The sequence below is a fragment of the Streptomyces sp. NPDC007983 genome, from assembly GCF_042958345.1.
GTDB lineage: Bacteria > Actinomycetota > Actinomycetes > Streptomycetales > Streptomycetaceae > Streptomyces.
The window spans coordinates 580,346-604,971 of sequence record NZ_JBIBJI010000001.1 but is presented as its reverse complement, the minus strand read 5'-3'; the positions used below and the strand labels follow the sequence as shown (position 1 = coordinate 604,971).

26 protein-coding genes and 1 pseudogene are annotated in these 24,626 nt (G+C 69.6%); 19 read left to right on the top strand and 8 right to left on the bottom strand.

Going from position 1 to position 24,626, the window contains the following annotated elements; translation table 11 throughout:
• The first annotated feature begins 245 nt into the window (after positions 1 to 245).
• Positions 246 to 1,730: a glycosyltransferase 87 family protein gene (locus tag ACFZCY_RS02885; RefSeq protein WP_391168869.1), complete on the top strand. Its 1,485-nt coding sequence runs from the start codon at positions 246 to 248 to the stop codon at positions 1,728 to 1,730.
• Between the two features lie 33 nt (positions 1,731 to 1,763).
• Here ACFZCY_RS02885 and ACFZCY_RS02880 read toward each other — a convergent pair whose 3' ends face one another.
• The 3 genes from ACFZCY_RS02880 to ACFZCY_RS02870 form a co-directional block, all read right to left on the bottom strand.
• Positions 1,764 to 2,795: an alanine racemase gene (locus ACFZCY_RS02880; protein ID WP_361477334.1), complete on the bottom strand. Its 1,032-nt coding sequence runs from the start codon at positions 2,793 to 2,795 to the stop codon at positions 1,764 to 1,766.
• Positions 2,796 to 2,873: 78 nt separating this feature from the next.
• The gene (locus ACFZCY_RS02875) at positions 2,874 to 3,992 is read right to left on the bottom strand and encodes a peptidoglycan bridge formation glycyltransferase FemA/FemB family protein (RefSeq protein ID WP_055545973.1); all 1,119 of its coding nucleotides are present in this window, start codon (positions 3,990 to 3,992) and stop codon (positions 2,874 to 2,876) included.
• 117 nt (positions 3,993 to 4,109) lie between these two features.
• On the bottom strand, positions 4,110 to 4,427 hold the full coding sequence (locus ACFZCY_RS02870; protein WP_361477329.1) for a hypothetical protein: 318 nt from the start codon (positions 4,425 to 4,427) through the stop codon (positions 4,110 to 4,112).
• A 229-nt stretch (positions 4,428 to 4,656) separates the two neighbouring features.
• Here ACFZCY_RS02870 and rpsF point away from each other — a divergent pair, with 229 nt between their 5' ends.
• The 4 genes from rpsF (at position 4,657) to rplI (ending at position 6,417) form a co-directional block, all read left to right on the top strand.
• Complete coding sequence (gene rpsF, locus ACFZCY_RS02865) at positions 4,657 to 4,947, top strand: 30S ribosomal protein S6 (protein WP_055545977.1); 291 nt, start codon at positions 4,657 to 4,659, stop codon at positions 4,945 to 4,947.
• Between the two features lie 81 nt (positions 4,948 to 5,028).
• Positions 5,029 to 5,619 carry a single-stranded DNA-binding protein gene (locus ACFZCY_RS02860; RefSeq protein WP_391168867.1) on the top strand — a complete coding sequence of 197 codons (591 nt, stop codon included), beginning with the start codon at positions 5,029 to 5,031 and terminating at the stop codon, positions 5,617 to 5,619.
• A gap of 96 nt (positions 5,620 to 5,715) precedes the next feature.
• Complete coding sequence (gene rpsR, locus ACFZCY_RS02855) at positions 5,716 to 5,952, top strand: 30S ribosomal protein S18 (protein WP_003978893.1); 237 nt, start codon at positions 5,716 to 5,718, stop codon at positions 5,950 to 5,952.
• Between the two features lie 18 nt (positions 5,953 to 5,970).
• The gene (gene rplI / locus ACFZCY_RS02850) at positions 5,971 to 6,417 is read left to right on the top strand and encodes a 50S ribosomal protein L9 (protein WP_391168864.1); all 447 of its coding nucleotides are present in this window, start codon (positions 5,971 to 5,973) and stop codon (positions 6,415 to 6,417) included.
• Between the two features lie 118 nt (positions 6,418 to 6,535).
• Here the strand turns inward: rplI and ACFZCY_RS02845 are convergent, their stop codons facing one another.
• A complete protein-coding gene (locus ACFZCY_RS02845) occupies positions 6,536 to 7,876 on the bottom strand; it encodes an MATE family efflux transporter (RefSeq protein WP_391168862.1) in 1,341 nt (446 codons plus the stop codon).
• 460 nt (positions 7,877 to 8,336) lie between these two features.
• Here ACFZCY_RS02845 and dnaB point away from each other — a divergent pair, with 460 nt between their 5' ends.
• The 7 genes and pseudogenes from dnaB (at position 8,337) to ACFZCY_RS02810 (ending at position 16,880) form a co-directional block, all read left to right on the top strand.
• The gene (gene dnaB / locus ACFZCY_RS02840) at positions 8,337 to 9,827 is read left to right on the top strand and encodes a replicative DNA helicase (protein WP_391168860.1); all 1,491 of its coding nucleotides are present in this window, start codon (positions 8,337 to 8,339) and stop codon (positions 9,825 to 9,827) included.
• A 232-nt stretch (positions 9,828 to 10,059) separates the two neighbouring features.
• Positions 10,060 to 11,652 carry a TnsA-like heteromeric transposase endonuclease subunit gene (locus tag ACFZCY_RS02835; RefSeq protein ID WP_391168858.1) on the top strand — a complete coding sequence of 531 codons (1,593 nt, stop codon included), beginning with the start codon at positions 10,060 to 10,062 and terminating at the stop codon, positions 11,650 to 11,652.
• Entirely contained in the window at positions 11,570 to 12,769 is a 1,200-nt protein-coding gene (locus ACFZCY_RS02830) for a hypothetical protein (RefSeq protein WP_391168857.1), read from the top strand. Before ACFZCY_RS02835 ends, ACFZCY_RS02830 begins: the two co-directional genes overlap by 83 nt.
• A 52-nt stretch (positions 12,770 to 12,821) precedes the next feature.
• A complete protein-coding gene (locus ACFZCY_RS02825) occupies positions 12,822 to 13,085 on the top strand; it encodes a hypothetical protein (protein ID WP_391168856.1) in 264 nt (87 codons plus the stop codon).
• A complete protein-coding gene (locus tag ACFZCY_RS02820; RefSeq protein WP_391168854.1) occupies positions 13,085 to 14,245 on the top strand; it encodes an AAA family ATPase in 1,161 nt (386 codons plus the stop codon). Before ACFZCY_RS02825 ends, ACFZCY_RS02820 begins: the two co-directional genes overlap by 1 nt.
• Positions 14,242 to 14,631 (top strand): annotated as a pseudogene (locus tag ACFZCY_RS02815) (TniQ family protein); the annotation flags it as partial. The gene ACFZCY_RS02820 and the pseudogene ACFZCY_RS02815, both read left to right, overlap by 4 nt.
• 1,262 nt (positions 14,632 to 15,893) lie before the next feature.
• The gene (locus ACFZCY_RS02810; RefSeq protein ID WP_391168853.1) at positions 15,894 to 16,880 is read left to right on the top strand and encodes a LysR family transcriptional regulator; all 987 of its coding nucleotides are present in this window, start codon (positions 15,894 to 15,896) and stop codon (positions 16,878 to 16,880) included.
• Positions 16,881 to 17,024: 144 nt separating this feature from the next.
• Here the strand turns inward: ACFZCY_RS02810 and ACFZCY_RS02805 are convergent, their stop codons facing one another.
• Positions 17,025 to 17,417, bottom strand: a complete 393-nt coding sequence (locus tag ACFZCY_RS02805) for an ester cyclase (protein ID WP_391168852.1) — start codon at positions 17,415 to 17,417, stop codon at positions 17,025 to 17,027.
• 124 nt (positions 17,418 to 17,541) lie between these two features.
• Between ACFZCY_RS02805 and ACFZCY_RS02800 the strand changes: the two genes are divergently transcribed.
• The 4 genes from ACFZCY_RS02800 to ACFZCY_RS02785 all read left to right on the top strand — a co-directional run bounded on the left by ACFZCY_RS02800 (position 17,542) and on the right by ACFZCY_RS02785 (position 20,894).
• The gene (locus ACFZCY_RS02800; RefSeq protein WP_391168850.1) at positions 17,542 to 18,120 is read left to right on the top strand and encodes a helix-turn-helix transcriptional regulator; all 579 of its coding nucleotides are present in this window, start codon (positions 17,542 to 17,544) and stop codon (positions 18,118 to 18,120) included.
• Positions 18,121 to 18,140: 20 nt separating this feature from the next.
• Positions 18,141 to 19,130, top strand: a complete 990-nt coding sequence (locus ACFZCY_RS02795) for an alcohol dehydrogenase catalytic domain-containing protein (RefSeq protein ID WP_391168848.1) — start codon at positions 18,141 to 18,143, stop codon at positions 19,128 to 19,130.
• Positions 19,131 to 19,461: 331 nt separating this feature from the next.
• On the top strand, positions 19,462 to 20,055 hold the full coding sequence (locus ACFZCY_RS02790; protein ID WP_391168847.1) for a WHG domain-containing protein: 594 nt from the start codon (positions 19,462 to 19,464) through the stop codon (positions 20,053 to 20,055).
• Positions 20,052 to 20,894, top strand: coding sequence for an alpha/beta fold hydrolase (locus ACFZCY_RS02785; protein WP_391168845.1), 843 nt, complete (start codon positions 20,052 to 20,054; stop codon positions 20,892 to 20,894). Before ACFZCY_RS02790 ends, ACFZCY_RS02785 begins: the two co-directional genes overlap by 4 nt.
• Before the next feature lie 48 nt (positions 20,895 to 20,942).
• On the opposite strand, the gene def is transcribed toward ACFZCY_RS02785, so the two are convergent.
• Positions 20,943 to 21,605: a peptide deformylase gene (gene def / locus ACFZCY_RS02780; protein WP_391168844.1), complete on the bottom strand. Its 663-nt coding sequence runs from the start codon at positions 21,603 to 21,605 to the stop codon at positions 20,943 to 20,945.
• A gap of 59 nt (positions 21,606 to 21,664) precedes the next feature.
• On the opposite strand from def, the gene ACFZCY_RS02775 reads away from it, so the two are divergent.
• From ACFZCY_RS02775 to ACFZCY_RS02765, 3 genes are all read left to right on the top strand, one after another.
• The gene (locus ACFZCY_RS02775; protein WP_391168843.1) at positions 21,665 to 22,249 is read left to right on the top strand and encodes a helix-turn-helix domain-containing protein; all 585 of its coding nucleotides are present in this window, start codon (positions 21,665 to 21,667) and stop codon (positions 22,247 to 22,249) included.
• Positions 22,250 to 22,374: 125 nt separating this feature from the next.
• Positions 22,375 to 22,977, top strand: a complete 603-nt coding sequence (locus ACFZCY_RS02770; RefSeq protein ID WP_391168841.1) for a methyltransferase domain-containing protein — start codon at positions 22,375 to 22,377, stop codon at positions 22,975 to 22,977.
• Between the two features lie 85 nt (positions 22,978 to 23,062).
• Complete coding sequence (locus ACFZCY_RS02765; RefSeq protein WP_391168840.1) at positions 23,063 to 23,728, top strand: methyltransferase domain-containing protein; 666 nt, start codon at positions 23,063 to 23,065, stop codon at positions 23,726 to 23,728.
• A gap of 24 nt (positions 23,729 to 23,752) precedes the next feature.
• On the opposite strand, the gene trxA is transcribed toward ACFZCY_RS02765, so the two are convergent.
• Positions 23,753 to 24,091, bottom strand: coding sequence for a thioredoxin (trxA, locus tag ACFZCY_RS02760; RefSeq protein WP_391168839.1), 339 nt, complete (start codon positions 24,089 to 24,091; stop codon positions 23,753 to 23,755).
• 18 nt (positions 24,092 to 24,109) lie between these two features.
• On the bottom strand, positions 24,110 to 24,568 hold the full coding sequence (locus tag ACFZCY_RS02755; RefSeq protein ID WP_391168837.1) for a MerR family transcriptional regulator: 459 nt from the start codon (positions 24,566 to 24,568) through the stop codon (positions 24,110 to 24,112).
• Positions 24,569 to 24,626: the final 58 nt, after the last annotated feature.

The window sequence follows — 24,626 nt, the reverse complement described above, 5'->3', positions numbered from 1 at the left end:
TCTGCGGGGGGCCCGCCGCCCCCCCCCACCCCAACTCCCCCCCCCCCCCCCCCCCCGGCGGGGGCCGCCCCCCCCGCCCCCCCCCCCGCGCCCCCCCCGCCGCCGTTCGAGGGCCCCTACGGCTCTCTGGGCGTCTTGCGGGCCCGCGAGCGGCCCGGGGGCGGCCAGGGCGTTACGAGGCGCTCAGCGGGCCGCTGAGGCGGTCCTCGCCCCTCGCGTCCGGCTCGTACGGCAGGATGGGCCCCATGAGCGTGCGCGAGGACCCACAGGCCCAGCCCGTACGGCCGACCACGGAGGACTCGGTGGCCGCGGCGGGCAGCGAGCTGATCGGCGGCCCGGTCGGGCGCCGGGCGCTGCTGGGCACGAGCTGGTGGACCCCGGTGCGGATCATCGCGCTCGTCGCCATCGGGATGTTCGCCCTGGGCATGGTGCAGAAGCTGCCCTGCTACGACGGCGGCTGGTTCTACGGCGCCACCACCCAGTACACCCACGCCTGCTACTCGGACATACCGCACCTCTACAACGGCCGCGGCTTCGCCGACGACCTCGTCCCGTACTTCAACCGCATACCGGACAGCGTCTCCGGCGGGATGGAGTACCTGGAGTACCCGGTCCTCACCGGTCTCCTGATGGAGGTCGCCTCCTGGCTCACCCCGCACGGCGGCGACCTGCAGACCCGCGAACAGGTCTACTGGCTGGCCAACGCGGCCATGCTCATGGCGTGCACCGCGGTCATCGCGGTCTGCGTATCCCGTACGCACCGCCGCCGCCCCTGGGACGCGCTGCTCCTCGCCCTGGCCCCCGCCTTCGCGCTCACCGCCACGATCAACTGGGACCTGCTCGCGGTCGCCCTCACCGCCGCCGCCATGCTCATGTGGTCCCGCAGCCGCCCGCTGGCCGCCGGTGTGCTGCTCGGCCTCGCGACGGCCGCGAAGCTCTACCCGGTGCTGCTGCTCGGGCCGCTGCTGGTGCTGTGCCTGCGCGCGGGCCGGTGGCGTGCGTTCTGGGCGGCGACGGGCGGCACGGCGGCCGCCTGGCTGGTGGTGAACGTCCCCGTGATGATCACTACGCAGGGCGGGCTGCACATCCGCGAGGGCTGGAAGCAGTTCTACACGTTCAGCCAGGAACGCCCGGTCGACTTCGGGTCGCTCTGGCTGATCATCTCGCAGCGCACCGGCAACCCCATGGACGACGTCAACACCTACGCCATGATCCTCATGGCGCTGGCCTGCGCCGGAGTGGCGGCCCTCGCCCTGTGCGCCCCGCGCCGGCCGCGTTTCGCCCAGCTCGCCTTCCTGGTCATCGCGGCCTTCGTGCTCACCAACAAGGTCTACTCACCGCAGTACGTGCTGTGGCTGATCCCGCTCGCGGCGCTGGCGCGGCCGCGGTGGCGGGACTTCCTGGTGTGGCAGGCGTGCGAGGTGATGTATTTCCTCGGGATCTGGATGTACCTCGCGTACACCAACAGCGGCGATCAGCACCGGGGCCTGCCGCCCGAGGGCTACCAGCTCGCGACCGCGCTGCACTTCGCGGGGACGCTCTTCCTGTGCGCGATGGTCGTGCGGGACGCACTGGTGCCGGACCGCGATCCGGTGCGCCGGGACGGCTCGGACGACCCGTCCGGCGGCGTGCTCGACCAGGCGCCGGACATGTTCGTGCTGGGAGGGGCGCGGCGCACGGCGCAGTACGAGGACGCGGCGCTGGCGGACTGGGGCGCCGGCCGGGGGTGAGCTGCCCGCGGGCGCCCACCCCGGCGACGGGGCTCAGCGGTCGAGCAGGCGGTCGAACTGCGTCGTGGTGTGGCGCAGATGCGCCACCAGCTCGTCCCCCACCTGCGGTGCCGTGACATCGCCCGGCACGAACAGGATGGACACCTGCATGTGCGGCGGTTCGGCGAACCACCGCTGCTTGCCCGCCCAGACGAAGGGCGAGAGGTTGCGGTTGACGGTGGCGAGACCGGCGCGGGCGACCCCCTTGGCCCGGGGCATCACCCCGTGCAGCGCCTTGGGGGCCTCCAGGCCGACGCCGTGGGACGTGCCGCCCGCGACGACCACCAGGAAGCCGTCGGAGGCGGCCTTCTGCTGGCGGTAGCCGAAGCGTTCGCCCTTGGCGACCCGGGTGACGTCGAGCACCGAGCCCCGGTACTCGGTCGACTCGTGGTCGCCCAGCCACAGCCGGGTGCCGATGCGGGCGCGGAACCGGGTCTGCGGGAACTGCTGCTGCAGCCGCGCCAGTTCGTCCGCCTTGAGGTGGCTGACGAACATGGTGTGCAGCGGCAGCCGCGCCGCGCGCAGCCGGTCCATCCACCCGATGACCTCCTCGACCGCGTCGATGCCGTCGGTCCGGTCGAGCGGGAGGTGGATGGCGAACCCCTCCAGCCGGACGTTCTCTATGGCGGCGTGCAGCTTGGGCAGGTCCTCCTCGGTGACCCCGTGCCGCTTCATGCTGCTCATGACCTCGATCACGACGCGCGCGTTCACCAGGCCGTAGACGCCGTCGACGGACGAGACCGACCGGATCACCCGGTCCGGCAGCGGCACCGGCTCCTCGCCGCGGCGGAACGGGGTGAGCACGAGCAGGTCGCCGCTGAAGAAGTCCTTCATCCGGGCGGCCTCGTACGTGGTCCCCACGGCGAGGACGTCGGAGCCGATACGGGCGGCTTCCTCGGCCAGCCGTTCATGGCCGAAGCCGTATCCGTTGCCTTTGCAGACCGGGACTATCCCCGGGAACTGCTGGATCACCATCTGCTGGTGCGCCCGCCAGCGCGCGGTGTCGACGTAGAGGGTGAGCGCCATTGGCCGGTCCCGGAACCTTTCTCGTTGCCGCGGTGTATTCGAGATATGCAGCGTTTTCGGGGGAGCAGGAAATCAGGGTCAGCGGCGGGACATGTAGATGTCGAGTGCCTTGTGGAGCAGCTTGTTGAGGGGGAAGTCCCACTCGCCGAGGTACTCGGCAGCCTGCCCGCCGGTGCCGACCTTGAACTGGATCAGGCCGAAGAGATGGTCGGTCTCGTCGAGCGAGTCGGAGATGCCGCGAAGGTCGTAGACGGTCGCGCCGAGCGCGTACGCGTCGCGGAGCATCCGCCACTGCATCGCGTTCGAGGGCCGGACCTCGCGCTTGTGGTTGGCGGAGGCGCCGTAGGAGTACCAGACGTGGCCGCCGACGACCAGCATCGTGGCGGCGGCCACCGCCTCGCCCTCGTGCATGGCGAAGTACAGCCGCATCCGGTTGGGGTCCTCGGTGTTGAGGGCCGTCCACATGCGCTGGAAGTAGCTGAGCGGGCGGGGCCGGAAGTGGTCGCGCTCCGCGGTGATCTCGTAGAGACGCTGCCACTCGCCCAGGTGCTCGTAGCCGCCCTGGACGACCTCGACGCCTGCCTTGTCGGCCTTCTTGATGTTGCGGCGCCACAGCTGGTTGAAGCTCTTGTGCACGTCCTCCAGGGAGCGGTTCTCCAGGGGCACCTGGAAGACGTAGCGCGGCTGGACGTCACCGAAGCCCGCGCCGCCGTCCTCGCCCTGCTGCCAGCCCATCCGCCGCAGCCGGTCGGAGACCTCGAAGGCCCGCGGCTCGATGTGGGTGGCCTCGATGTCGCGCAGCCGCTTCACATCCGGGTTCTGGATACCGGACTTGATCGCGGAGGCATCCCAGCGGCGGATGATGACCGGCGGGCCCATCTTCACGGAGAAGGCGCCCTGCTGCTTGAGATGCGCGAGCATCGGGCGCAGCCACTCCTCCAGGTTGGGCGCGTACCAGTTGATGACCGGGCCCTCGGGGAGGTAGGCCAGATACCGCTTGATCTTGGGCAGTTGGCGGTAGAGGACGAGGCCGACGCCGACCAGCTGGCCGGTGGCGTCGAACCAGCCGAGGTTCTCCGAGCGCCACTCCGACTTGACGTCAGCCCATGCCGGGACCTGCATGTGGCTTGCCGCGGGCAGGCTCTGGATGTAGGCCAGATGCTGCTCTCGGCTGATCGTCCTCAGGGTCAAGCTCATTGCGGGGCGCTCCTCGGCAGGTTTGTCCCCAGGGTCGGGGCTCCGGCTCTCGCGCCGAAGCCTACTGCGACCGGGGCTCGCCCCGTTTGGGCCTGGGGCCAACCCGCCCTCGGGGAGTCAGCCCAGCAGCCCGCCGAAGAGCCCGCCGTGCGCCATGCCGAGGTAGAAACCGACGCCCGACGCACCGAGTCCGATGATCAGCAGGAACCGCTCTCCGGTGGTCGCGGAGATCAGCTGACCCCATGCCCCGCCGAGCATGCCGATCAGTCCGGTCCACGAGCTGACCAGGTGGAGGCCGGGGAAATGAGCCGTGACGAAGGAGATCAAGCCGATCATCAGCGTCGCCACGGCGATGGTGTTCTCGACGGGATGAGACTTGCCATCGGTGTCCAGGAAGGAGAGCAGTCCGTGCTGCGGTCGTGCTGCCTGTGCCATGGGGCACCTCCAGGTAGGCACATAAAGGCAGGGCGGCGAACTGTAACGCCGCTCACACCCGATGTGTACAGATTGCGGGCCAAGACGCCCGGATTTCAAGCGGGAGGCACGAGGCGGGTACTGTGTACGGTCTGCGGTGGTGTCTGTACAGACGCCACGGCACAACGCATCACGACCCTCCTGCCACGGAACGACCGTGGCCGCTGAGTCCAAAGGAGGTGGGTTCCACATGCGTCACTACGAGGTGATGGTCATCCTCGACCCCGATCTCGAGGAGCGTGCTGTCTCCCCGCTGATCGAGAACTTCCTTTCCGTTATCCGCGAGGGCAACGGCAAGGTCGAGAAGGTCGACACCTGGGGGCGTCGTCGTCTCTCGTACGAGATCAACAAGAAGCCCGAGGGCATCTACTCGGTCATCGACCTGCAGGCCGAGCCGGGGGTCGTCAAGGAGCTCGACCGCCAGCTGAACCTGAACGAGTCGGTCCTCCGGACCAAGGTCCTCCGTCCCGAGACCCACTGACCGCGTAAGCGTTCAGCGGTCACCGGGCCGTATCGCAACGAGTAGCAAGCAGCCCAGCAGTACCCGCCGAGAGGTTCCCCAATGGCAGGCGAGACCGTCATCACGGTCGTCGGCAATCTCGTCGACGACCCCGAGCTGCGCTTCACCCCCTCCGGTGCGGCGGTCGCGAAGTTCCGTGTCGCGTCCACTCCTCGTACGTTCGACCGCCAGACCAACGAGTGGAAGGACGGCGAGAGCCTCTTCCTCACGTGCTCGGTATGGCGGCAGGCCGCGGAGAACGTGGCCGAGTCGCTTCAGCGCGGTATGCGCGTCATCGTGCAGGGCCGGCTGAAGCAGCGGTCGTATGAGGACCGTGAGGGGATCAAGCGCACGGTCTACGAGCTGGATGTCGACGAGGTCGGTGCCAGCCTGCGCAACGCCACGGCCAAGGTCACCAAGACCACCGGACGCGGTGGCCAGGGTGGCTACGGCGGCGGTGGCGGCCAGGGCGGCGGTGGCGGCGGCTGGGGCGGTGGCCCCGGCGGCGGTCAGCAGCAGGGTGGCGGCGCTCCGGCCGACGACCCCTGGGCGACCGGCGCACCGGCCGGTGGCGGCCAGGGCGGCGGCGGTGGCGGCGGCTGGGGCGGTGGCTCCGGCAGCGGCGGCGGCTACTCGGACGAGCCGCCCTTCTAGGTCCGGATGCGCTGTTTCACGCGGTTTCACGTGAAACATCGCGCGGCCTGGTCTGGGCGACCAGCACAAACTTCTTGATCACACTGGAGAGAGACAATGGCGAAGCCGCCTGCTCGCAAGCCTAAGAAGAAGGTTTGCGTGTTCTGCAAGGAGAAGATCTCCTACGTCGACTACAAGGACACGAACCTGCTGCGGAAGTTCATTTCCGACCGCGGCAAGATCCGTGCCCGCCGGGTCACCGGCAACTGCACTCAGCACCAGCGCGATGTCGCCACGGCCGTGAAGAACAGCCGTGAGATGGCGCTGCTGCCCTACACGTCCACCGCGCGATAAGGGAAGGGTGACCGAGTCATGAAGATCATCCTCACCCACGAGGTCTCCGGCCTCGGCGCCGCCGGTGACGTCGTGGACGTCCGGGACGGATACGCCCGTAACTACCTGGTTCCGCGTGGTCTCGCGATCCGCTGGACCAAGGGTGGCGAGAAGGACGTCGAGCAGATCCGCCGCGGTCGTCGCATCCGCGAGATCGCCACGATCGAGCAGGCCAACGAGGTCAAGGCCCGGCTCGAGGGCGTCAAGGTGCAGCTGAAGACCCGCGCCGGCGACGCCGGCCGGCTGTTCGGCTCCGTCACCCCGGCCGACATCGCCTCGGCGATCAAGGACGCGGGTGGCCCGGACGTCGACAAGCGCCGTATCGAGGTGCAGCAGCCGATCAAGACCCTGGGCGCGCACCAGGTGTCGGTGCGGCTGCACTCCGAGGTTGCCGCGAAGGTCGGCGTCGAGGTCGTCGCCGCGTAACGCAGCGCTCGGCTCAGCTGAGCATGTGAGAGGGCCGCATCCCCGTGTGGGGTGCGGCCCTTCGCGTCGGGCCCTCGCCGGGGGCTGCCGCCTCGCCGTGGTGCCGCTGGTGCGGAGCTCAGGCCCGGGTCGCGCCGGTGACGACCCATCGCCCGGAGCGGGCGCGCAGCCAGAGGGTCGCCAGCCGGAGCGACATCATCAGCGCCATGGTCCACCACAGGGCGGTCAGTCCCCCGCCCCAGGTGGGGACGAGCAGCGCGACCGGGGCGAAGACCGCGAGGGTGACGATCATGGCCCCGGCGAGATACGGACCGTCGCCTGCGCCCATGAGCACCCCGTCGAGGACGAAGACCACACCCGAGACCGGCTGGATGGCGGCCGTCACCAGCAGCACGGGCAGCAGGGCGTCCTTCACCCCGGGGTCCGTGGTGAACAGGGGGATGAACAGCGGACGGGAGGCGATCACCAGCAGGCCGAGCACGATGCCCGCGACGATGCCCCACTGCACCATGCGGCGGCAGGCGGCGCGAGCCCCCTCGGCGTCCTCCGCTCCCAGGTAGCGCCCGATGATGGCCTGACCCGCGATGGCGATGGCGTCCAGCGCGAACGCCAGCAGCGTCCACAAGGTCAGCACGATCTGGTGGGCCGCGACCTCCGTGTCCCCGAGGCGGGCCGCCACCGCCGTCGCGATCAGCATCACGGCGCGCAGCGAGAGCGTACGGACCAGCAGCGGTGCCCCGGCGTGGGCGCAGGCCCGGATCCCGGCGGCGTCAGGACGCAGCGAGGCGCCGTGGCGCCGGGCTCCCCGGATGACCACCGCGAGGTAGACGGCGGCCATGGCCCACTGGGCGATCACCGTGCCCCAGGCGGAGCCCGCGATGCCGAGCCCGGCGCCGTAGACGAGGCCCGCGTTCAGCGCGGCGTTGGCCGTGAAGCCGCCGATGGCCACGTAGAGCGGGGTGCGGGTGTCCTGGAGGCCTCGGAGCACACCGGTGGCGGCGAGCACCACGAGCATCGCGGGGATGCCCAGGGTGCTGACGCGCAGATAGGTGATGGCGTACGGGGCGGCGGTGCCGGAGGCGCCGAAAAGGTCGACCAGGCCGGGTGCGGTGGGCAGCGCGGCGGTGATGACGGCGGCGCCGAGCAGCAGGGCCAGCCAGACGCCGTCCATGCCCTGCCGGATCGCGCCGGGGACGTCGCCGGCGCCGACCCGGCGGGCCACGGCGGCGGTGGTGGCGTAGGCGAGGAAGACGAAGATGTTCACCGCGCTGGTCAGCAGGGCGGCGGCGACGCCCAGACCGGCGAGCTGCGGGGTGCCGAGATGGCCGACGATGGCGCTGTCGACCATGACGAAGAGGGGTTCCGCCACGAGTGCGCCGAAGGCGGGTACGGCGAGGGCGATGATCTCGCGGTCGTGCCGGCGGACCGTGCTCCGCGCGCTCGTGGGGGCCTGTGTCATGGAGGCAATCTAATCTTCCACAGGTAAGAGGCACAAGCCCAAGGCAGTTCTTACATGGCGGCGCTCGCGACGCTCTCCTCTGCGCCGTTTGTCGTGATCTTGCATCGGGTGTGGAAGTTTTTCTCCTGCACAGCCCCTGGATAGAGAAGTTGCAGGTCAGGGCGGTAGTCCTGGAGTGATTGTGTGTTTGTCCACAGCGCTGTCCCCCGGCCCGTGCACAGGTTCGCGCGACTTCTCCACAGGATGGATCGCATCATCCACATGGCCTGTGGATAACCGAGTTGGCCGGTGGCCCTGACGGGCCTACCGTTATCCGGCGCCCGCCATCTGTTCCGGCCTCGAACCCACCAGAACTCGACGCGTCGTGAGCGGAAGCCGGGCGCCCTGTTTGTCATAGCCGTGTCGTAAGACTTGAGGCGTCGCGGCGAGATCCGTACCGCGGACGGGAGGAGGTGGCGGGGTGAGCGTGCCCGAGCCCATGGACGACCCATGGGCGGACTCCGGTCCGGCCGAGTTCCCGGCCCCCCGCTTCCGCCGCGGCGAGGGCGGCGGCCGCGGTGAGGGCGGCCGGGGCCGCGACGATCAGCATGACCGCGGCCGTGACGGCGGCTCCTGGGAAGGGTCCGGCTTCGAGCGCGTCCCCCCGCAGGACCTCGACGCCGAGCAGTCCGTGCTCGGCGGCATGCTGCTCTCCAAGGACGCCATCGCCGATGTGGTGGAGGTCCTCCAGGGCAACGACTTCTACCGGCCCGCCCACGAGACCGTCTACCAGGCCATCCTGGACCTGTACGCGAAGGGCGAGCCGGCCGACCCGATCACGGTCGCGGCCGAGCTGACCAAGCGCGGCGAGATCGCCCGGGTCGGCGGCGCCTCGTATCTGCACACCCTCGTCCAGTCGGTCCCCACCGCGGCCAACGCCGAGTACTACGCCGAGATCGTCCACGAGCGCGCCGTGCTGCGCCGCCTGGTCGAGGCGGGCACCCGTATCACCCAGATGGGATACGCGGCGGACGGGGACGTCGATGAGATCGTCAACAACGCCCAGGCAGAGATCTACGCCGTCACCGAGCAGCGGACCAGCGAGGACTATCTGCCGCTCGGCGACATCATGGAGGGCGCGCTCGACGAGATCGAGGCGATCGGTTCGCGCAGCGGCCAGATGTCCGGGGTGCCCACCGGCTTCACCGACCTGGATTCGCTGACCAACGGCCTCCACCCCGGCCAGATGATCGTCATCGCCGCCCGGCCCGCCATGGGTAAGTCCACCCTGGCCCTCGACTTCGCCCGCGCCTGCTCGATCAAGAACAACATGCCGAGCGTCATCTTCTCCCTGGAGATGGGGCGCAACGAGATCGCGATGCGTCTGCTGTCCGCCGAGGCCCGGGTGGCGCTGCACCATATGCGTTCCGGCAGCATGACCGACGAGGACTGGACCCGGCTCGCCCGGCGGATGCCGGATGTGTCCCAGGCCCCGCTGTACATCGACGACTCGCCGAACCTGTCGATGATGGAGATCCGGGCCAAGTGCCGTCGGCTCAAGCAGCGCAACGATCTGCAGCTGGTCGTCATCGACTACCTCCAGCTGATGCAGTCCGGCGGCGCCCGGCGCCCCGAGAGCCGTCAGCAGGAGGTCTCGGACATGTCGCGAAACCTGAAGCTGCTGGCCAAGGAGCTGGAGGTGCCGGTGATCGCGCTCTCCCAGCTGAACCGTGGCCCCGAGCAGCGCACCGACAAGAAGCCGATGGTCTCGGACCTGCGCGAAAGTGGCTCCATCGAGCAGGACGCCGACATGGTCATCCTGCTGCACCGCGAGGACGCGTACGAGAAGGAGTCCCCGCGCGCGGGTGAGGCCGACCTGATCGTGGCCAAGCACCGTAACGGTCCGACGGCCACCATCACCGTCGCCTTCCAGGGCCACTACTCCCGCTTCGTGGACATGGCCCAGACCTGATCCGCGTGGCTGTAGGTTCGCATTTCTGATGTCCCTTTCTCATTGAGGGTGGCCTTTTTCTGGCCCAAGGGACAGGGCAGTGAGACGAACTCCTGTCTGATCGTTCGCCCGTAGTAGTGCTGATCCCGGTCTCGACCTATGCAGCGGCGTTCCCTGACCTGATCGTGGAAGTGTCTCTGCTGGTCGGGACTGGGGGCTTCACCCCCTGTTCTTGCTGCTCGGGGGGTGGGGTATGCCGTATGTGGTCGGCGAGGTCTCGATGAGCCTGCGCCGTACGGACGGCCAGATCACCGAGGGGCGGGACTGGCCGACGACGGGTGTCGACGTCTTCGAGCCCTCGGTGCCGTGGCGCACGTTCCGCTGGCGGCACGGCCAGAAGCACTACTCGGGCACGTACTGGTCCTCCACCATGCGCGACCACGTCGTCTACGAATCGCGGCTCGAGCTGACACGCCTGCTCTACGCCGACTTCGACCAGGACGTGACCGCGGTCTTCGCCCAGCCGTTTCTCCTGTCCACCACCGTGGACGGGCAACTACGGCGTCACGTCCCAGACTTCCTCGTGCTGCGCGAGAAGGACGTGCCGCTGGTCGTCGACGTGAAGCCCCGGCACCTGCTCACCCGGCCCAAGGTGAACTACGCCCTTGGCTGGGCACGCGAGATCGTCCTCTCGCGCGGCTGGGACTTCCAGGTGTGGTGCGAGCCGCCGGAAGCGGAACTTGAGAACCTGCGCTTCCTCGCCGGCTACCGCCGCGACTGGCTCCTCGACGAGAACCTCCTTGCGGAGATCCGGGAGGTGGACCTGTACGGGGAGTCGCTGGGCGAGGCGTTCCGCGCCTTTCCGCACCATCCGGAGTGGAGGGTACGGGCCGCTGTACTGCGGCTGTTGTGGTGCCAACACTTTGTGACTGACCTGTCCGTGCCGCTGTCCGAGCGGCATGAGCTCCGGCGGGGGCCGGCCACCGTGACCGGCGCCGCCAGGCGTGATCTGCCCCGACCGGTCGACGAGCGAGGACAGGACCTCGATGTCGTCGGAGAACCGGCTCTCCGAGTGAGGACGTCTCGCACGGGAGGACAAGTGAACGATTCTGCGGTACGTGTCGGCGTCGGCACGCGGCTGAGGTACGACGGCGAAGTCGTCGTGGTGGAGGAGATGTTCGGCTCGGCCGCCGGCAACGAACTCCTGGTCCGTGACGGTCAGGGACGCCGGGTTCGGCTTTCGTTGCGGGAGGTGCTCGCGTCCGGCCGGGCTGCGGTCATCGCGGAAGGCCAGGGCCCGGCCTCCGACGATGACCGGGAGACGGCATCGGTGGTGCTCGCCCAGCTCAGCGATGAGGAGTTGGAGGCGGTCCGCGAGCGGGCCGCCCACATCAACGAGGTCCTCTACGGATTCCGGTCCGGTAGCGCCGAGTTGCCCGCCGAGAGCGAGCCACGGGCTCAGTACGCGACAACGGTTCCCAAGCTGCAGCGGTACGAGGCCAAGGCCCTGGAGTTGGGGGTGAGTCTGCGCACCGTCAAGCGGTGGGTCCGGGCCTTCTTACTCGACCGGGAGGCCGGGCTGGTGCACGGCGGCCCTGATCGCGGAGACGGAGACATGGGCGGGCTGGGCCGATCCGCGGTGGGTGGAGATGGCTCTGGAGATCATGGCCGAGCACGGGAAGGAATCGCAGCCGACCCGGGCCGAGGTGATCCGAACTGTTGGTCCGCGCCTGGTGGCCCGCTACGGCGAGGACGAGGTGAGGGTGCCGACCCGCGCGACCGCTTACCGCTGGCTTCAGGAGCTGGAGCGGCGGCTGCCGACGTTCCGGCTGAGTACGAAACGTAACCGGGACATCGCCGCCCGGCCGCCAGGTGCGTACGGGAAGTTGCGTCCGACGCGGCCGGGCGAGTACCTGCTGATGGACACCACGCGCTTGGACGTCTTCGCGCTGGACCCGATCACGCTGAAGTGGGTGCAGGCCGAACTGACGGTGGCGATGGCCTGGTACACCCGGTGCATCACGGGGATCAGGGTGACCCCGGTGTCCACGCAGTCCATCGACGTCGCGGCGGTGATGTTCCAGACATACCGGCCTCGCCCCGCGGGCAAGGACTGGCCCTTCGGGGCGGTCTGGCCCGACCACGGCATCCCGCGCACCGTCTTCGTGGAACGCGAGGCGCTCATAGAGGGAGAGGCATCGGAGCGGGGCGTCGCGGGCCCGGCCCTGGTGCCGGAGACCATCGTGGTCGACCACGGCAAGCCCTTCATCAGCGAACACATCACCTCTGTCTGCCAGCGGCTCGGCCTGTCCATCCAGCCGGCTCGCCTGCGGACGGGCCGGGACAAGGGGCCGATCGAAAGATTTTTCAAGACCCTGCGTCAGGGGCTGCTGGAGTCGCTGCCCGGCTACAAGGGCCCGGACGTGTTCTCGCGGGGCGAGCGGCCGGAGGATCAGGCGTTCTTCTTCCTCCACGAGTTGGAGGCGATCATCCGCGAGTGGGTGGCCTGCGTGTATCACCGCAGGGCGCATGACGGGCTGGTCGATCCGCACGTACCCGGGCTCCGCCTGTCGCCCGCGGTGATGTTCGAGCACGGGATCGCCCGCGCCGGATACATCGAGGTTCCCCGCGATCCAGCGCTCGGTTTCGAGTTCCTGAAGACGGAGTGGAAGCCGGCTCACCACTACGGCGTCGAGATCCGCAAGTGCCGCTACAACGGGCGCGGATTGGACGGCTACCGCAACGAGACGAGCCCGTACATCGGGCCGAAGGCCAAGGGAATGTGGCCCATCCACGTCGACCCCGACAACATCAACTACGTCTACTTCCGCCGCCTGGACACCCGGAGCTGGCACACCCTGGAGTGGGAGCACGCCCCGGCGATGAAGTTCCCGATCAGCGGGGCAGGCCCTGGAGCTCGCACGGCAGGTCGCGGGCAAGAAGTACCGCTTCCCCGACGATGAGACCGCGGTCGCCGAACTGCTGGAACGCTGGCATCTCGGCCTCGGACTGACCATGGCCGAGCGGCGTATCGCCCTGCGCCAAGCCCGTGAGCAGTCGGCCTTCGACCTGCCTGACACCGAAGAGGACGACATTCGCGCGCTCCCGTCGGTCGCCCGGATCCTGGCCAACGACGGTGGCGAGGACGTGGAGGAGCCGGACGAAGACGAGACAGAGCCCTACGCGGGCCAGGTACCCGGCGATGACGACGAGGACGACGAACTCGACGGCCAGGACGCGGCCGACGACTTCTATGCCGACGCCCTGGAGGACGCATGATGCCGCCCCGCCCAGCCGATCTGCCCGAGAACACGCGCCCGCAACTGGACAACCTCACGCTCTCCCGCAAGGAGGGGTTGCGGGCCCTGGCCGAGGCACCCCGCCGCATGCGACCGGACACCTTGACGCTCAAGCAGCTCGCCGCCCTGGACGAGGCGGCGCGGCTGGAGTACGAGCACCTCCGCAGCGTCCGGCACGCCAATCTCGGTCCGCTCAAGACGTTCCAGCTCGAAGCTCTGCACGAGGACTTGGGGGACATCATCGCCAGCAACCAGCAGGACGGTGACAAGGCCAAGGGAGCCGTCGCTGTGGACGCGTTTCCCGGGCTGGGGAAGACCACCGCCGTACTCGACTTTGCGCTGAAGTACCACCAGCAGGAGATCGCTCGGGCCGGGGCCTTCACCGCCTCCGGGCACGAACGGTGGCCCGTCTGCCGGGTCGGGCTCACCAGCAACATCGGGATGAAAGATTTCAACCGGGCCCTGCTGGAGTTCTACGCACACCCCGGCCGCACGAGCGGCACGGCCGCGCTGTTCGTCCAGCGCGCCCTGGACTGCGTCCTGGAATGCGAGACGAAACTGCTGATCATCGACGACCTGCACTTCCTCAAGTGGCAGGACAAGAACGGCAAGGAGGTCAGCAACCACTTCAAGTACATCGCGAACGAGTTCCCGGTCACCCTCATCTTCATCGGCGTCGAGCTGGGCAATCGTGGCCTGTACTCCGAGTCCGACTCCCGTGGCGACATCACTCTCGCTCAGACAGCGCGCCGCACCACCCCACTGACCATGGACGCCTACTCGGTGAACAACGACAAGGAGCGGCGCCAGTGGCGCAAGCTGATGCTGGGGCTCGAACAGCGGCTCGTCCTCGCGCAGAAATACCCTGGCATGCTCGCCGATGACCTGTCCGACTACCTCTACATCCGCACCACCGGCCACATCGGCTCGCTGATGACGCTCATCAACCGGGGTTGCCAGCGCGCTGCCCGCACCGGCGTCGAACTTCTCGACGAGGACCTGATGAACCAGGTGAAACTCGATGCGGGGGCGGAGCGGGCGCGCAAGGCGCTGGAGAAGAAGTTCGCCCGCAAGCGCATGACGACCAAGCCCCGTTCCCGCACCGCGAAGGCCGCCGTCTCGGCGAAGACCGTGGCATGAGCCAGGCCCGTACACTGCCGCTCCGCCAGGCCCCGCTCCCCGGCGAGGCCCTGGACTCCTGGCTGGAGGCCCTCGCGCAGTTGCTTCGGGCGCCCCTGGGCGAGGTGATGGGGAGCATCGGACTGCCACCTCTGCAGAAGGCCGGCAACCACCTACTCGGCATCCCGCCGGACTGGACGATCCTGCTGGGGCCGCGACAGGCTGCCGCTCTGTCCGCGACGACGGGGCTGGGTGAGGACCGCCTCCATGCAATGACGCTGCGGCACTACGACCAGCGGGCCCTGGAGATCAATCACGAGCGTCGCTTCGTCAACCGATGGGTGCTCTGGGGGCGGGGCGCCGGCTCCCGCTTCTGCCCGGACTGTCTGGTGGAATCCGACGGCCGATGGACGCTGTCCTGGCGGCTGGGCTGGTCCTTCGCCTGTCTGCAACACCACCGGCTGCTGGCCGACTGCTGTCCGAGTTGTGGGCGTGTCCCCCGTCGGCGGCCCCGAAGCCCGCGAGCTATTCCCAGGCCCCGGTACTGCGGAAACGCTCCCTCCGCCCCGAGCGGTCCCTTCACCAGCGGCTGCGGTCTCGACCTCACACAGACGCCCACCCTCCGCCTGCCCGTCGGACACCCGGCTACGGCCGCGCAGGCGCTCGTGATGAACATCATCGAGAGCGGCACAGCCACTTTCGGCGCCTACGCACTGGTACCACAGCCAGCGGTGGGCGCGCTGAGCGACATCCGTGCCATCTGTGGTCGCGTACTGTCCGACCTCTCCGCCAAGGACCTCACCCGATGGGCCCCACCTGACATCACCGACGCCCACCTCCGCCCCGACCCCGGTGGCACGCTCGCTGCGGCCGGCGATCGGCCCGGCTTCATGGCCCCACCCAGAGCCGTCAGTGCGGCGACCGCCGTCACCGTCGCGCTGAGCATCCTGGACCAGCCGGACATCCACCAGGCCGGCGAGGCGATGCGCGACCTGCTCGTAGCCATGCACACCGACCTTTCCGAGGCCAGCATCGGCCAGATCAAGAGCTGGGGTAACCGAGTGACCTCTGTCTTCACCGGCGTGCAACTGGCAGCAGCGGCACCCGTTCTCCGCCCCGCCGACTACCTACGGCACCGCCTGACGTCGCCGGTCCCGAGGCGGCCGACGACGAAGAGCGAGGACATCACACGGCGGAGCCGGAAGATCCCCAGCACGTTCTGGAACCTGTGGACCCTCCGGCTTGCCCCTCCCGACGGAACCGTCCCGCGCATCCTGGCTCCCGCCCTGGCCGCCGCTCTGCTGACCGTCGACAGCCGCACCGACTTCGACACCGCCGCCGACCTCCTGGGATCGGTGGTCGATCGTATGGACGTCTCCCACGCCTTGCAGCGGTTGGACGACCAGCCACAGTGGACCCGCATCGCCACCGCCCTGACCAGGCTGGCCGACCACCTGGATGCCACTGAAGTTCCCATCGACTACGGCCGGCGCCGGAAACTCGACTACACCGGCCTGCTACCGACCGGACGCTGGGGTGAGATCTGCCGCCGCACCGGCACACACCCAGGCGGTGACCGCCGCGAACAGATCATCCGCTGCCACCTCTTCCAGCGCATCCCGGACTCCCGCCCGAATCCGCACCCGGTGCCCCGAACCTTGGTGAGGCGTTGTTCCGTACGGAATACTTCCGCTTCATCGCCCTGCAGAGCCCGCAGCTGGCGCAGGCACTCGACGCCGAGGCACGGGCCTTCCTTGCCACACGGCACATCGCCGACGAGCCGGTCACCTGGCAGCCGCCCAAGTCTCTTCTGGACGGGCTTGCCCTTCCCGGTCCTGACCCCGACCAGGTCGACATCTCCCATCTGCATCGCCTCGTCCGTCAGCGCAAGCACGTCGTCCAGTACGCAGCCGACGTCCTCGGCACTACCGTCGAAGCCGTCCGATACATCCTTGGGGAACACCCCGCCCCTCTGCCCCCGCCGACTACAGCCCAGGCAACAGCCAGGGCGAACTACGCCAAGGCCATGCGGATCCTGCCGAGGGAAGGACTGGCCCGGCTCTATCTCGACGAGCACCGCTCTCTCCCACAGATCGCCGAGACCACCGGCTTCTCCCTCAAGGCGCTGGCCCGTCTCGCCCGCGAGTACGGCATCCCGATGCGCAGACGCGAGGACTACGCGAACTGCGGAACTGTCGAACGAGACTGGCTCTTCGAGCAGTACGTCGTTCACCGACGGCCCTTGACCGACCTCGCCCGCGAGAGGGGCATGAGCACAACGAACATGATCCGCTGGGCGCATCGCCACGAGATCCCACGTCGCCGGGGCGGAGCAGGCCACGCCGCGGCCTACCGCACACCTGACTGGGCCACCCGCGTCCCGGCATTCCTGCAGGACGCTCTGGCTGCCCCCTATGCCTGGAAACGGGTGGAGCTCTTCGTCGCCGCGCTGCCCTACGCCACGATGAGGAAAGCGGCCAAAGCCCTCGGCATCCATCCCTCCACGCTGATCACGAAGGTCAACCAGCTCGAACGGGACCTGGGCCACACCCTGATCGAGCGAGCTGAGCGCGGCCGCGGGATGAGACCGACTCCGTTCGGCACCAAGGTCGCGGAGGCCGCCAGGACGGCCATGACGGCCCAGCCGCCATCATGAGCCGGACGACCGCGACATGGAATCGTGCCGTATCTCAGCGGTACATCAGCAAGGTCGAGTAGTTCAGCAGTCTGAAACCTCGGTGGACTGCTGCCACTCGACTTGATGGGCCGGGCGCAGGTTCTGGTTGAGCGCACGCTCGCTTTACGGCGTCGGTACAGCGCCGATCTGCTGCATCACCCCGAGGAGGTCGGGTTGGCCCCGTTCGCCGACAATCCGGCCGTCGGTCAGATAGTAGAAGTTCATGGCTTGCACCGAGATCTTGTTGCCACTCGCCGGAATCCCGAAGAATTCGCCGTCGTGGGTGCCTCGCATGGTGAACCGCGCGGCCACCGTGTCGCCTTCGGCGACCGTCTCCTCCAGCGTCCACCGGACGTCCGGGAAGCCGCTGCGCATCATCCCGATGACTTCCATGTACCCATCGGGCCCCCGCAGCGGTTCCGGGTGACTTGGTGCGTGGAACACCGCATCCGGAGAAATGACCTCGCGGGCAAGGTCCTCGTTGGCTGTGTTGATGAACTCGACGAAGCGGTTCATCACTGACTCGGTGGACTGCGGTGGCATCTTGCCCTGCCTCTCAAGAGACGTTGATGGATGCCTTGGAGCTTAACATCGAATCGATGTACACATCGATTCGATGTAGCTGTGCGACAATGAAGCCATGCTGGAACTAGCGATACTCGGCTTCCTGGCCGAAGGCGCCCTGCGCGGCCACGAGCTGCGCCGCCGCGTCGCACAGCTGACCGGGTACGCCCGGCCGGTGAGCGACGGCACCCTGTACCCCGCGATCAACCGCCTCGCCAAGGCGGGCCTGCTGGAGCGGCGCACCGACCCGGGTGCGGGTGCCGCACGGTATGTACTGAGCCTGACCGACGCCGGGCGGGCCGAGATGCTAGAGCGCCTGCGCAAGCCGGCCGACCACGAGATCACCGACTTCAGCCGGTTCTGCACGATTCTGGCGTTCCTCTCGCTCCTGCCCGACATCGCCGACCAGCACGCGGTGCTGCGCAGGCGACTGGACTTCCTCCAGGCGCCGGCGAGCTTCTTCTACGACGGCGACCAGCCGCTGCGCGCCGAGCAGGTCACCGACCCCTACCGGCGCGGCATGCTGCTCACCGCCCGCGCCGCCAGCCGCGCCGAGCGAGCCTGGCTCCGTGACCTCCTCGGCGAGGACGAGCCGGAGCCCGACCCCGCGCGCACCCGCAACGATCCCCCTACGCTCGAAGAACCCGCAGACTGAATGGCAACGGAGGTCCCCGCATGCTTGCCTCCTGGTACGACGCACAGGGTCCCGCCACCGACGTGCTGCACGTCGGTGAGCTGCCCGACCCCCAGCCCGGCTCCGGCGAGGTACGCGTCCGTGTGACCGTCTCGGGCGTCAACCCCGGCGACACCAAGAAGCGGCGCGGCTGGCTCGGCTCGACGATGCCCTTTCCCCGCGTGATCCCGCACAGCGACGCCGCCGGGGTCATCGACGCCGTCGGGGACGGCGTCGACGCGCGCCGCATCGGGCAGCGGGTGTGGGTGTACGGCGCGCAGTCTTACCGGCCCTTCGGCACCGCCGCTCAGTACACCGTCGTCCCCGCCGACCTGGCCGCTCCCCTGCCCGACCACCTCGGCGACGAGCTCGGGGCGAGCCTGGGCATCCCCGGGATCACCGCCCACCGCACCGTCTTCGCCGACGGCCCGGTCGACGGCAGAATCGTCCTGGTGCACGGTGTGCTCGGCGGGGTCGGCTCCCTGGCCGCCCAGCTCGCCCACTGGGCCGGGGCCACCGTGCTCGCCACGGTCCGGCGCGGGGAGGACCTGGACCGCGTCGACCCCTCCGTGGTGTCTCATGCCGTCGCCCTCGACTCCGGCGACCCGGCAGCGGAGATCCGCACATACGCGCCGAAGGGGGTCCACCGCATCGTCGAGGTGGCCCTGTCCGACAACGCGGACCTGGACTGCGCCGTCGCCGCGAACGACGCGGTCATCGCCGCCTACGCCACCCGCGCCGACCGGACCGAAATCCCCTTCTGGCCGCTGTTGTTCAACAACGTCACCCTTCGCCTGCTCGGCAGCGACGACTTCCCCGCCGAGGCCAGGCGGCAGGCAGCCCGCGACCTCACAGCCGCGGCCGGCGTCGGCGCCCTCACGGTGGACATCGGCGACCGTTTCCCGCTGGCGGAGATCGCCAAGGCGCACGACCGCGTCGATGCCGGCGGCCGCGGCCGCACTCTGGTCACCATCCCCCAGCGATACAGCTGAGCCCGCCATCTGAAAGGCATCGCGACCGCTGCTCGCAGGAGGCGCACCTCACCTCGGCCGAGCGCGGATCTCACTACACCGGCGGCGGAGCATGGCACGCTCGGCGACACTGCGCCCAAGGGACAAGATCGTGAGACAAAAGCGTCGTGGCCCCAGATGAGACAGGCTGGGAAGGCCCAGGTCACCACAACGGAGAGGGACATTCCGAATGCGGGCCTACAGTGGCAGCGGCATCACTTCAGTCAGGCGGCGTCCTTGTTGATCGCGCTCCCGATTGCTTTCCTAGGGGCCCTAGGCTAAAACTAGGGCTCCTAGGATTGTAGGAGGGCGCATGGTGCGGGCCGGGCTGACAGCGGAGCGGGTGACGATCGCGGGCGCAGAGCTGGCGGATGACGTCGGGCTCGACCAGGTGACCATGTCGCAGGTGGCGCGGCGGCTGGGCGTGAAGGACGCGAGCCTCTACGCGCACGTCCGCAACCTGGAGGATCTGCGCGGTCGGATCGCGCTGCTGGCGGCGGACGAGAAGACCATCCGCATCGCGGAGGCGACCGCCGGGCGAGCAGGCAAGGACGCGCTGGTCGCCTTCGCGAACGCCTGGCGGGAGTACGCCCACGAGCACCCGGGCCGCTACATGGCGACGCAGACCCCGATCCAGATCGACCCCGAGCTGGCCGCGAAAGCGCCCGGACCACGGCGCGCGGTCGAGCTGACCTACGGCATGCTGCTCGGCTACGGACTGGCCGAACCCGACCTGACCGACGCGGTCCGCTTGCTGCGCAGCACGTTCCACGGGTTCGTCGCCCTGGAGGCGGCGGGCGGCTTCGCGCACGAGCGTTCGCCGCGGCAGTCCTGGATCCGCGCCCTCGACGCCCTGCACGCCCTCCTGGAGCACTGGCCGCCGTCCCGCGAAGGAGAGTCCTCATGACCGACCCGACCATCGGCAGCCTGCGGGTGAACGGCGCGACCCTGCACTATGAAGTGCGAGGCCAGGGCCCGATCCTGCTGCTGATCCCCGGAGGGACGGGCGGCGCGGCATCCTTCGACGGCATCGCCGCCGACCTGGCCGCCGAATACACAGTCGCGGCCTACGACCCGCGCGGCATGTCCCGCAGCACGCTGGACGACCCCGACGCCGAGCAGCAAGTGGCCGAGCACGCCGATGACGCGTTCCGGATGCTGGAACTGCTGTCGCCCGCTGAGCCCGCCCGAGTATGCGGCGTCAGTTCGGGCGCGATCGCCGCCCTGCACCTGCTCACCGCCCATCCCGAACGCATCGCACGCGTGGTGGCGCACGAGCCGCCAGTCGTGGAGGTCCTGCCGGACGCGGCTGAACACCGCGCACTCATCGCACGCGTGCGGGACACGTTCCGTACCCAAGGGGTCATGCCGGCGATGGCCGTGTTCGCCGCGGGGCTCAAGAAGGAGGGCGACGCCGCCGAGCCGAAGGCCGAGCTCAAGCTTCCGCCCCGAGCAGCGGCGCGGGCCGAGCAGACGATGGGCAACTTGCCGTACTTCGTCAGTCGCATCGTGCCCGGCTTCATGTCCTACGCCCCGGACATCCATCGGCTGGAGGGGCTGTCGGACCGGCTTGTGCTCGCCGGCGGCCAGGACTCACGCGGCGAGTTGCCCTACCGCTCGGCCGCCTTCCTGGCCCAGCGTCTCGGCACGGAGCTTCAGCACTTCCCCGGCGGGCACATCGGAGTGACCACGCACCCCGCAGAGTTCGGCGAGCTGCTGCGGAAGGCCCTCCACGCCTCTGTCTGAACCCCGCCCGCCGCGGCCCACTCCGCCGAGGACACGGCTCACCGGGACCTACGGATTCAGCTGGGCGGCCTTGAGCGCGCGGCGCGCGAAGACGTCCTCGCGACGCTCTTCCATCTGCCGCATGGCGTCCTTGCGGTCCCGTTTGGAGAGCCGGTCGAGGTACGTATGGCCGACGAGGTGGTCGGCCTCATGCTGCAGACACCGGGCGAAGTACCCCGTTCCCTCGATGACGAGCGGGCCGCCGTCCTTGTCGAACCCGCGGACGACGGCACGATCGGTGCGGGGGACCTCCATGGCGGCGCCCGGCACGGAGAGGCAGCCCTCGGCATCCTCGACGAGGCGGCGGTCGCCCGGATCGGGCAGCTCCAGAACCGGGTTGACGATGTGGCCGACATGCCGGATCCCGTCCTCGTCCGGGCAGTCGTACACGAACAGCCTCAAGGAGACGCCCACCTGGTTGGCGGCCAGCCCGGCCCCGTCGGCGACGTACATGGTCAGGAACATGTCGTCGATCAGCGCCGAAAGCTCCGGCGTTCCGAACGCGGTCACCTCCCGGCACGGACGGCTCAGGGCCTCCTCGCCCACCACCGTGATCCTGCGGACCGAACCCCGCTCCGCCTCCGGCGGCAGAGCCGGGAAGGTGTCGACGGGGAGGCCCTGCACGCGGACCCGCCGGTCGACGGGGCCGGGCTGCTCATGACGCACAGACATGGTGTCCCCCCAAGGGCTCCTGCTTGCCAAGTACTTTGCAAAGTAGCAGGCTTTGCAAAGTGACTGAAGACGACGTCCACGCCGCGCACGACCGGAGAGCCGGCGCAGGCGAAGAGCTGCCCGCGCATCACGTCCGCACCGACCTGCTCGACCTGCTCGCCGAAGTCGGCGCCGTCACGGCGACCGAAGCCGCCTCCCGGCTGGGATACAGCTCCGGGCTCTGCTCGTTCCATCTGCGGCAGCTCGCACGCCACGGATACATCGAAGAGGCACCCCACAGCGGGGGCCGGGCACGCCCCTGGCGTCTGAGGCGGCGCACCCCCGAAACGGCGGCCCGCGGGGCCGCGGCGGAGGAATTCGGCGAACTGGCCCGTGGCCTGGAGGACGAGAGCTGGCGGCGATGGCTGACCCAGCGGGACGAAGCGCCGCCGGCATGGCGCCACGACGAAGCCTTCAGCGCCGTCGCCTATCTGACGCCCGAGGAGATGAGCCGGGTCGCGGACGCCATCCGGCGGGCGCTCGCGCCCTACCAGGACCGCGAGCAGCGCCCCCTGGCCCGGCCCGAGGGCGCTCGGCCGGTGGCCCTCATCACCCGGCTCTTCCCCCTTCTGCCCCACTCCCCGGACGACGCGGACCAGGACTGAGGAGGCGCGTCCCGGCCTTTGCCGTTCCGGCAAGGAATCTTGGCGTGGGGGCGCGGGTGCGGCCACGGTGTGCGCACAGGCCGTGGGCGACCGGCGCCGCGGGCCCCCTAGCGAAGGCAGAGCCGATGGACGCGCAGTTCTGGGACGACATGTATCGCAGCGCCGACCAGCTCCACAGCGGCAACCCCAATGGGGTGCTCGTCACCGAGGTCACCGATCTGGCGCCGGGGAAGGCGCTCGACGTCGGCTGCGGGGAAGGCGCCGACGCCCTCTGGCTGGCCCGGCACGGCTGGCGGGTCACCGCGTTCGACATCTCCCGGACCGCCCTGGACCGCGCCGCCGCCACAGCCGGGGACCTCTCCGGCCGGGTGGCGTGGACCCGGACCGACCTGACCGTCACGCCGCCCCCGGCCGCGGCGTTCGACCTGGTCTCCGCCCAGTACTTCCCGCTCCCGCGCCAGCCGGAGCACACCGCGCTGCGTGGCCTGCTGGACGCCGTCGCCCCCGGCGGCACCCTGCTCTTCGTCGGTCACGACCTCGCCGATCTGCCCCCGCGCGAGGAGCTCGACTTCGACCCCGACGCCTATTACCAGCCCGACGACGTCACGGGGCTCCTCGGCAGCGACTGGACCGTCGAGATCAACGAGACCCGCCCGCGCACCGCTCCCGCCCCGCCCGGCACCCACCACGCCCACGACACCGTCCTGCGAGCGCGGCGCCTTCGGTAACCCGCCTGCAGCGATCCGCCCTGCAGCGATCCGCTTTCGGCCATCCGGCAATGGCCATCCCGCGAGGGCGCTAGCCTCCCCGTCCATGACCGAGCCGAGTGACCTGCTGACCACCCGGACCTTCTACGACACCATCGCCGAAGATTACGCGGAGCTGTTCAAGTCCCCGCTGGACGACAAGCCGCTGGACCGGGCCATGCTCGGCGCGTTCGCGGACCTCGTGCGGCAGGGCGGCGAGAAGGCCGGGCCGGTCGCCGATCTCGGTTGCGGTCCCGGGCGGGTGACGGCGTATCTGCACGGCCTCGGCATGGACGCCTTCGGTGTCGATCTGTCCCCGAAGATGCTCGCGGTGGCCCGGCGGGAGCATCCGGAGCTGCGGTTCGACGAGGGAACGATGACCGAGCTGGGCCTGCCGGACGGCGCCCTCGGCGGCATCGTCGCCTACTACTCCCTCATCCACACCCCCACCGAGCGGCTGCCCGCGGTGCTGGCCGAGTTCCACCGGCTGCTGGCCCCGGGCGGCCATCTGCTGGTCGCCTTCCAGGTCGGTGACGAACAGCTGCGGGTGGCCGAGCCGTTCGGCCATCCCGTGTCGCTCGACGTCCGCAGGCTGCCGCCCGACGGGATCGCCGGGCTGCTCGGCGGGGCCGGGTTCGCCGTACGGGCCCGGCAGGTGCGTGAGCCCGAGGGCAGGGAGGTGGTTCCGCAGGCCTTCCTCCTGGCCCGTAAGCCGGAAGCCGCGCGGAGGTAGGCCCGGGCCCCGCCCGGCGGCGGCTCAGAGCACGTCCTCCAGCTCCTGCACCAGCCGCCGCTTGGGCCGGGCGCCGACCATCGACCGCACCGGTTCGCCCGCCCGGAACAGCATCAGGGTCGGCATCGACAGCACTCCGTACGCCGCCGTCGTCTCCGGGTTGGTGTCCACGTCCAGCTGCACCACCTTCAGCCGGTGCCCCTCCTCCCGGGCGATCTCCGCCAGCACCGGCGCGATCATGTGGCACGGCGGGCACCAGGAGGCGGTGAAGTCCACGAGCACCGGCAGCCCGGCCGTCAGCACCTCCTCGGCGAAGGTGGCGTCCGTGACCGCGGGCACTTCCCCGGTGCGAGTCCGTGTCATCTCGCTCATTCCCCTCATTCATTGTCTTGGGTTCCCGCCGCTCACGGGCGGGTCGTACGGCGTCAGCTCGCAGCGTGGATCCGGCGCCCCGCCGGGCGCCGTCGCCGCCGCCTCCAGCGCCGCGCGGGCCCGCTCCGCCTGGACGAGCTGCGCCCCGACCTGCCGCCGTACGGCGCTCAGCCGCGCGATGCAGTCGTCCAGTTCGGCCAGCTTGCGCCGGTAGACCTCAAGCGACGCCGGGCAGGAGTCACCGGCCGGGTGGCCGGAGCGCAGGCACTCCACGAACGGCCGGGTCTCCTCCAGGCCGAAGCCGAAGTCCTGCAGCGTGCGGATCTGGCGGACCAGCCGGAGGTCGTCCTCGTCGTACGCCCGGTACCCGTTGCCGGAACGCCGCGCGGGCAGCAGTCCGATCGACTCGTAATAGCGCAGGGTGCGGGTGGTGGTACCCGCCCGTTCGGCCAGCTCTCCGATCCGCATGGCTCGACGGTAGACCTTGCCGCCGACGTCAAGGCCAGGCCTTTCCCGTCGCCCCTGA

Bases quoted from the DNA above. Each gene is read 5' to 3' on its own strand.
- ACFZCY_RS02875 (WP_055545973.1), bottom strand. From the start codon at position 3,992: ATGAGCTTGACCCTGAGGACGATCAGCCGAGAGCAGCATCTGGCCTAC.
- rpsF (WP_055545977.1), top strand. From the start codon at position 4,657: ATGCGTCACTACGAGGTGATGGTCATCCTCGACCCCGATCTCGAGGAG.
- ACFZCY_RS02790 (WP_391168847.1), top strand. From the start codon at position 19,462: ATGGTGCGGGCCGGGCTGACAGCGGAGCGGGTGACGATCGCGGGCGCA.
- ACFZCY_RS02765 (WP_391168840.1), top strand. From the start codon at position 23,063: ATGACCGAGCCGAGTGACCTGCTGACCACCCGGACCTTCTACGACACC.
- ACFZCY_RS02860 (WP_391168867.1), top strand. From the start codon at position 5,029: ATGGCAGGCGAGACCGTCATCACGGTCGTCGGCAATCTCGTCGACGAC.
- ACFZCY_RS02845 (WP_391168862.1), bottom strand. From the start codon at position 7,876: ATGACACAGGCCCCCACGAGCGCGCGGAGCACGGTCCGCCGGCACGAC.
- ACFZCY_RS02755 (WP_391168837.1), bottom strand. From the start codon at position 24,568: ATGCGGATCGGAGAGCTGGCCGAACGGGCGGGTACCACCACCCGCACC.
- ACFZCY_RS02885 (WP_391168869.1), top strand. From the start codon at position 246: ATGAGCGTGCGCGAGGACCCACAGGCCCAGCCCGTACGGCCGACCACG.
- ACFZCY_RS02795 (WP_391168848.1), top strand. From the start codon at position 18,141: ATGCTTGCCTCCTGGTACGACGCACAGGGTCCCGCCACCGACGTGCTG.
- ACFZCY_RS02870 (WP_361477329.1), bottom strand. From the start codon at position 4,427: ATGGCACAGGCAGCACGACCGCAGCACGGACTGCTCTCCTTCCTGGAC.
- ACFZCY_RS02800 (WP_391168850.1), top strand. From the start codon at position 17,542: ATGCTGGAACTAGCGATACTCGGCTTCCTGGCCGAAGGCGCCCTGCGC.
- ACFZCY_RS02835 (WP_391168858.1), top strand. From the start codon at position 10,060: ATGCCGTATGTGGTCGGCGAGGTCTCGATGAGCCTGCGCCGTACGGAC.
- rpsR (WP_003978893.1), top strand. From the start codon at position 5,716: ATGGCGAAGCCGCCTGCTCGCAAGCCTAAGAAGAAGGTTTGCGTGTTC.
- ACFZCY_RS02820 (WP_391168854.1), top strand. From the start codon at position 13,085: ATGCCGCCCCGCCCAGCCGATCTGCCCGAGAACACGCGCCCGCAACTG.
- ACFZCY_RS02770 (WP_391168841.1), top strand. From the start codon at position 22,375: ATGGACGCGCAGTTCTGGGACGACATGTATCGCAGCGCCGACCAGCTC.
- rplI (WP_391168864.1), top strand. From the start codon at position 5,971: ATGAAGATCATCCTCACCCACGAGGTCTCCGGCCTCGGCGCCGCCGGT.
- def (WP_391168844.1), bottom strand. From the start codon at position 21,605: ATGTCTGTGCGTCATGAGCAGCCCGGCCCCGTCGACCGGCGGGTCCGC.
- ACFZCY_RS02880 (WP_361477334.1), bottom strand. From the start codon at position 2,795: ATGGCGCTCACCCTCTACGTCGACACCGCGCGCTGGCGGGCGCACCAG.
- ACFZCY_RS02785 (WP_391168845.1), top strand. From the start codon at position 20,052: ATGACCGACCCGACCATCGGCAGCCTGCGGGTGAACGGCGCGACCCTG.
- ACFZCY_RS02805 (WP_391168852.1), bottom strand. From the start codon at position 17,417: ATGAACCGCTTCGTCGAGTTCATCAACACAGCCAACGAGGACCTTGCC.
- trxA (WP_391168839.1), bottom strand. From the start codon at position 24,091: ATGACACGGACTCGCACCGGGGAAGTGCCCGCGGTCACGGACGCCACC.
- ACFZCY_RS02825 (WP_391168856.1), top strand. From the start codon at position 12,822: ATGGCCGAGCGGCGTATCGCCCTGCGCCAAGCCCGTGAGCAGTCGGCC.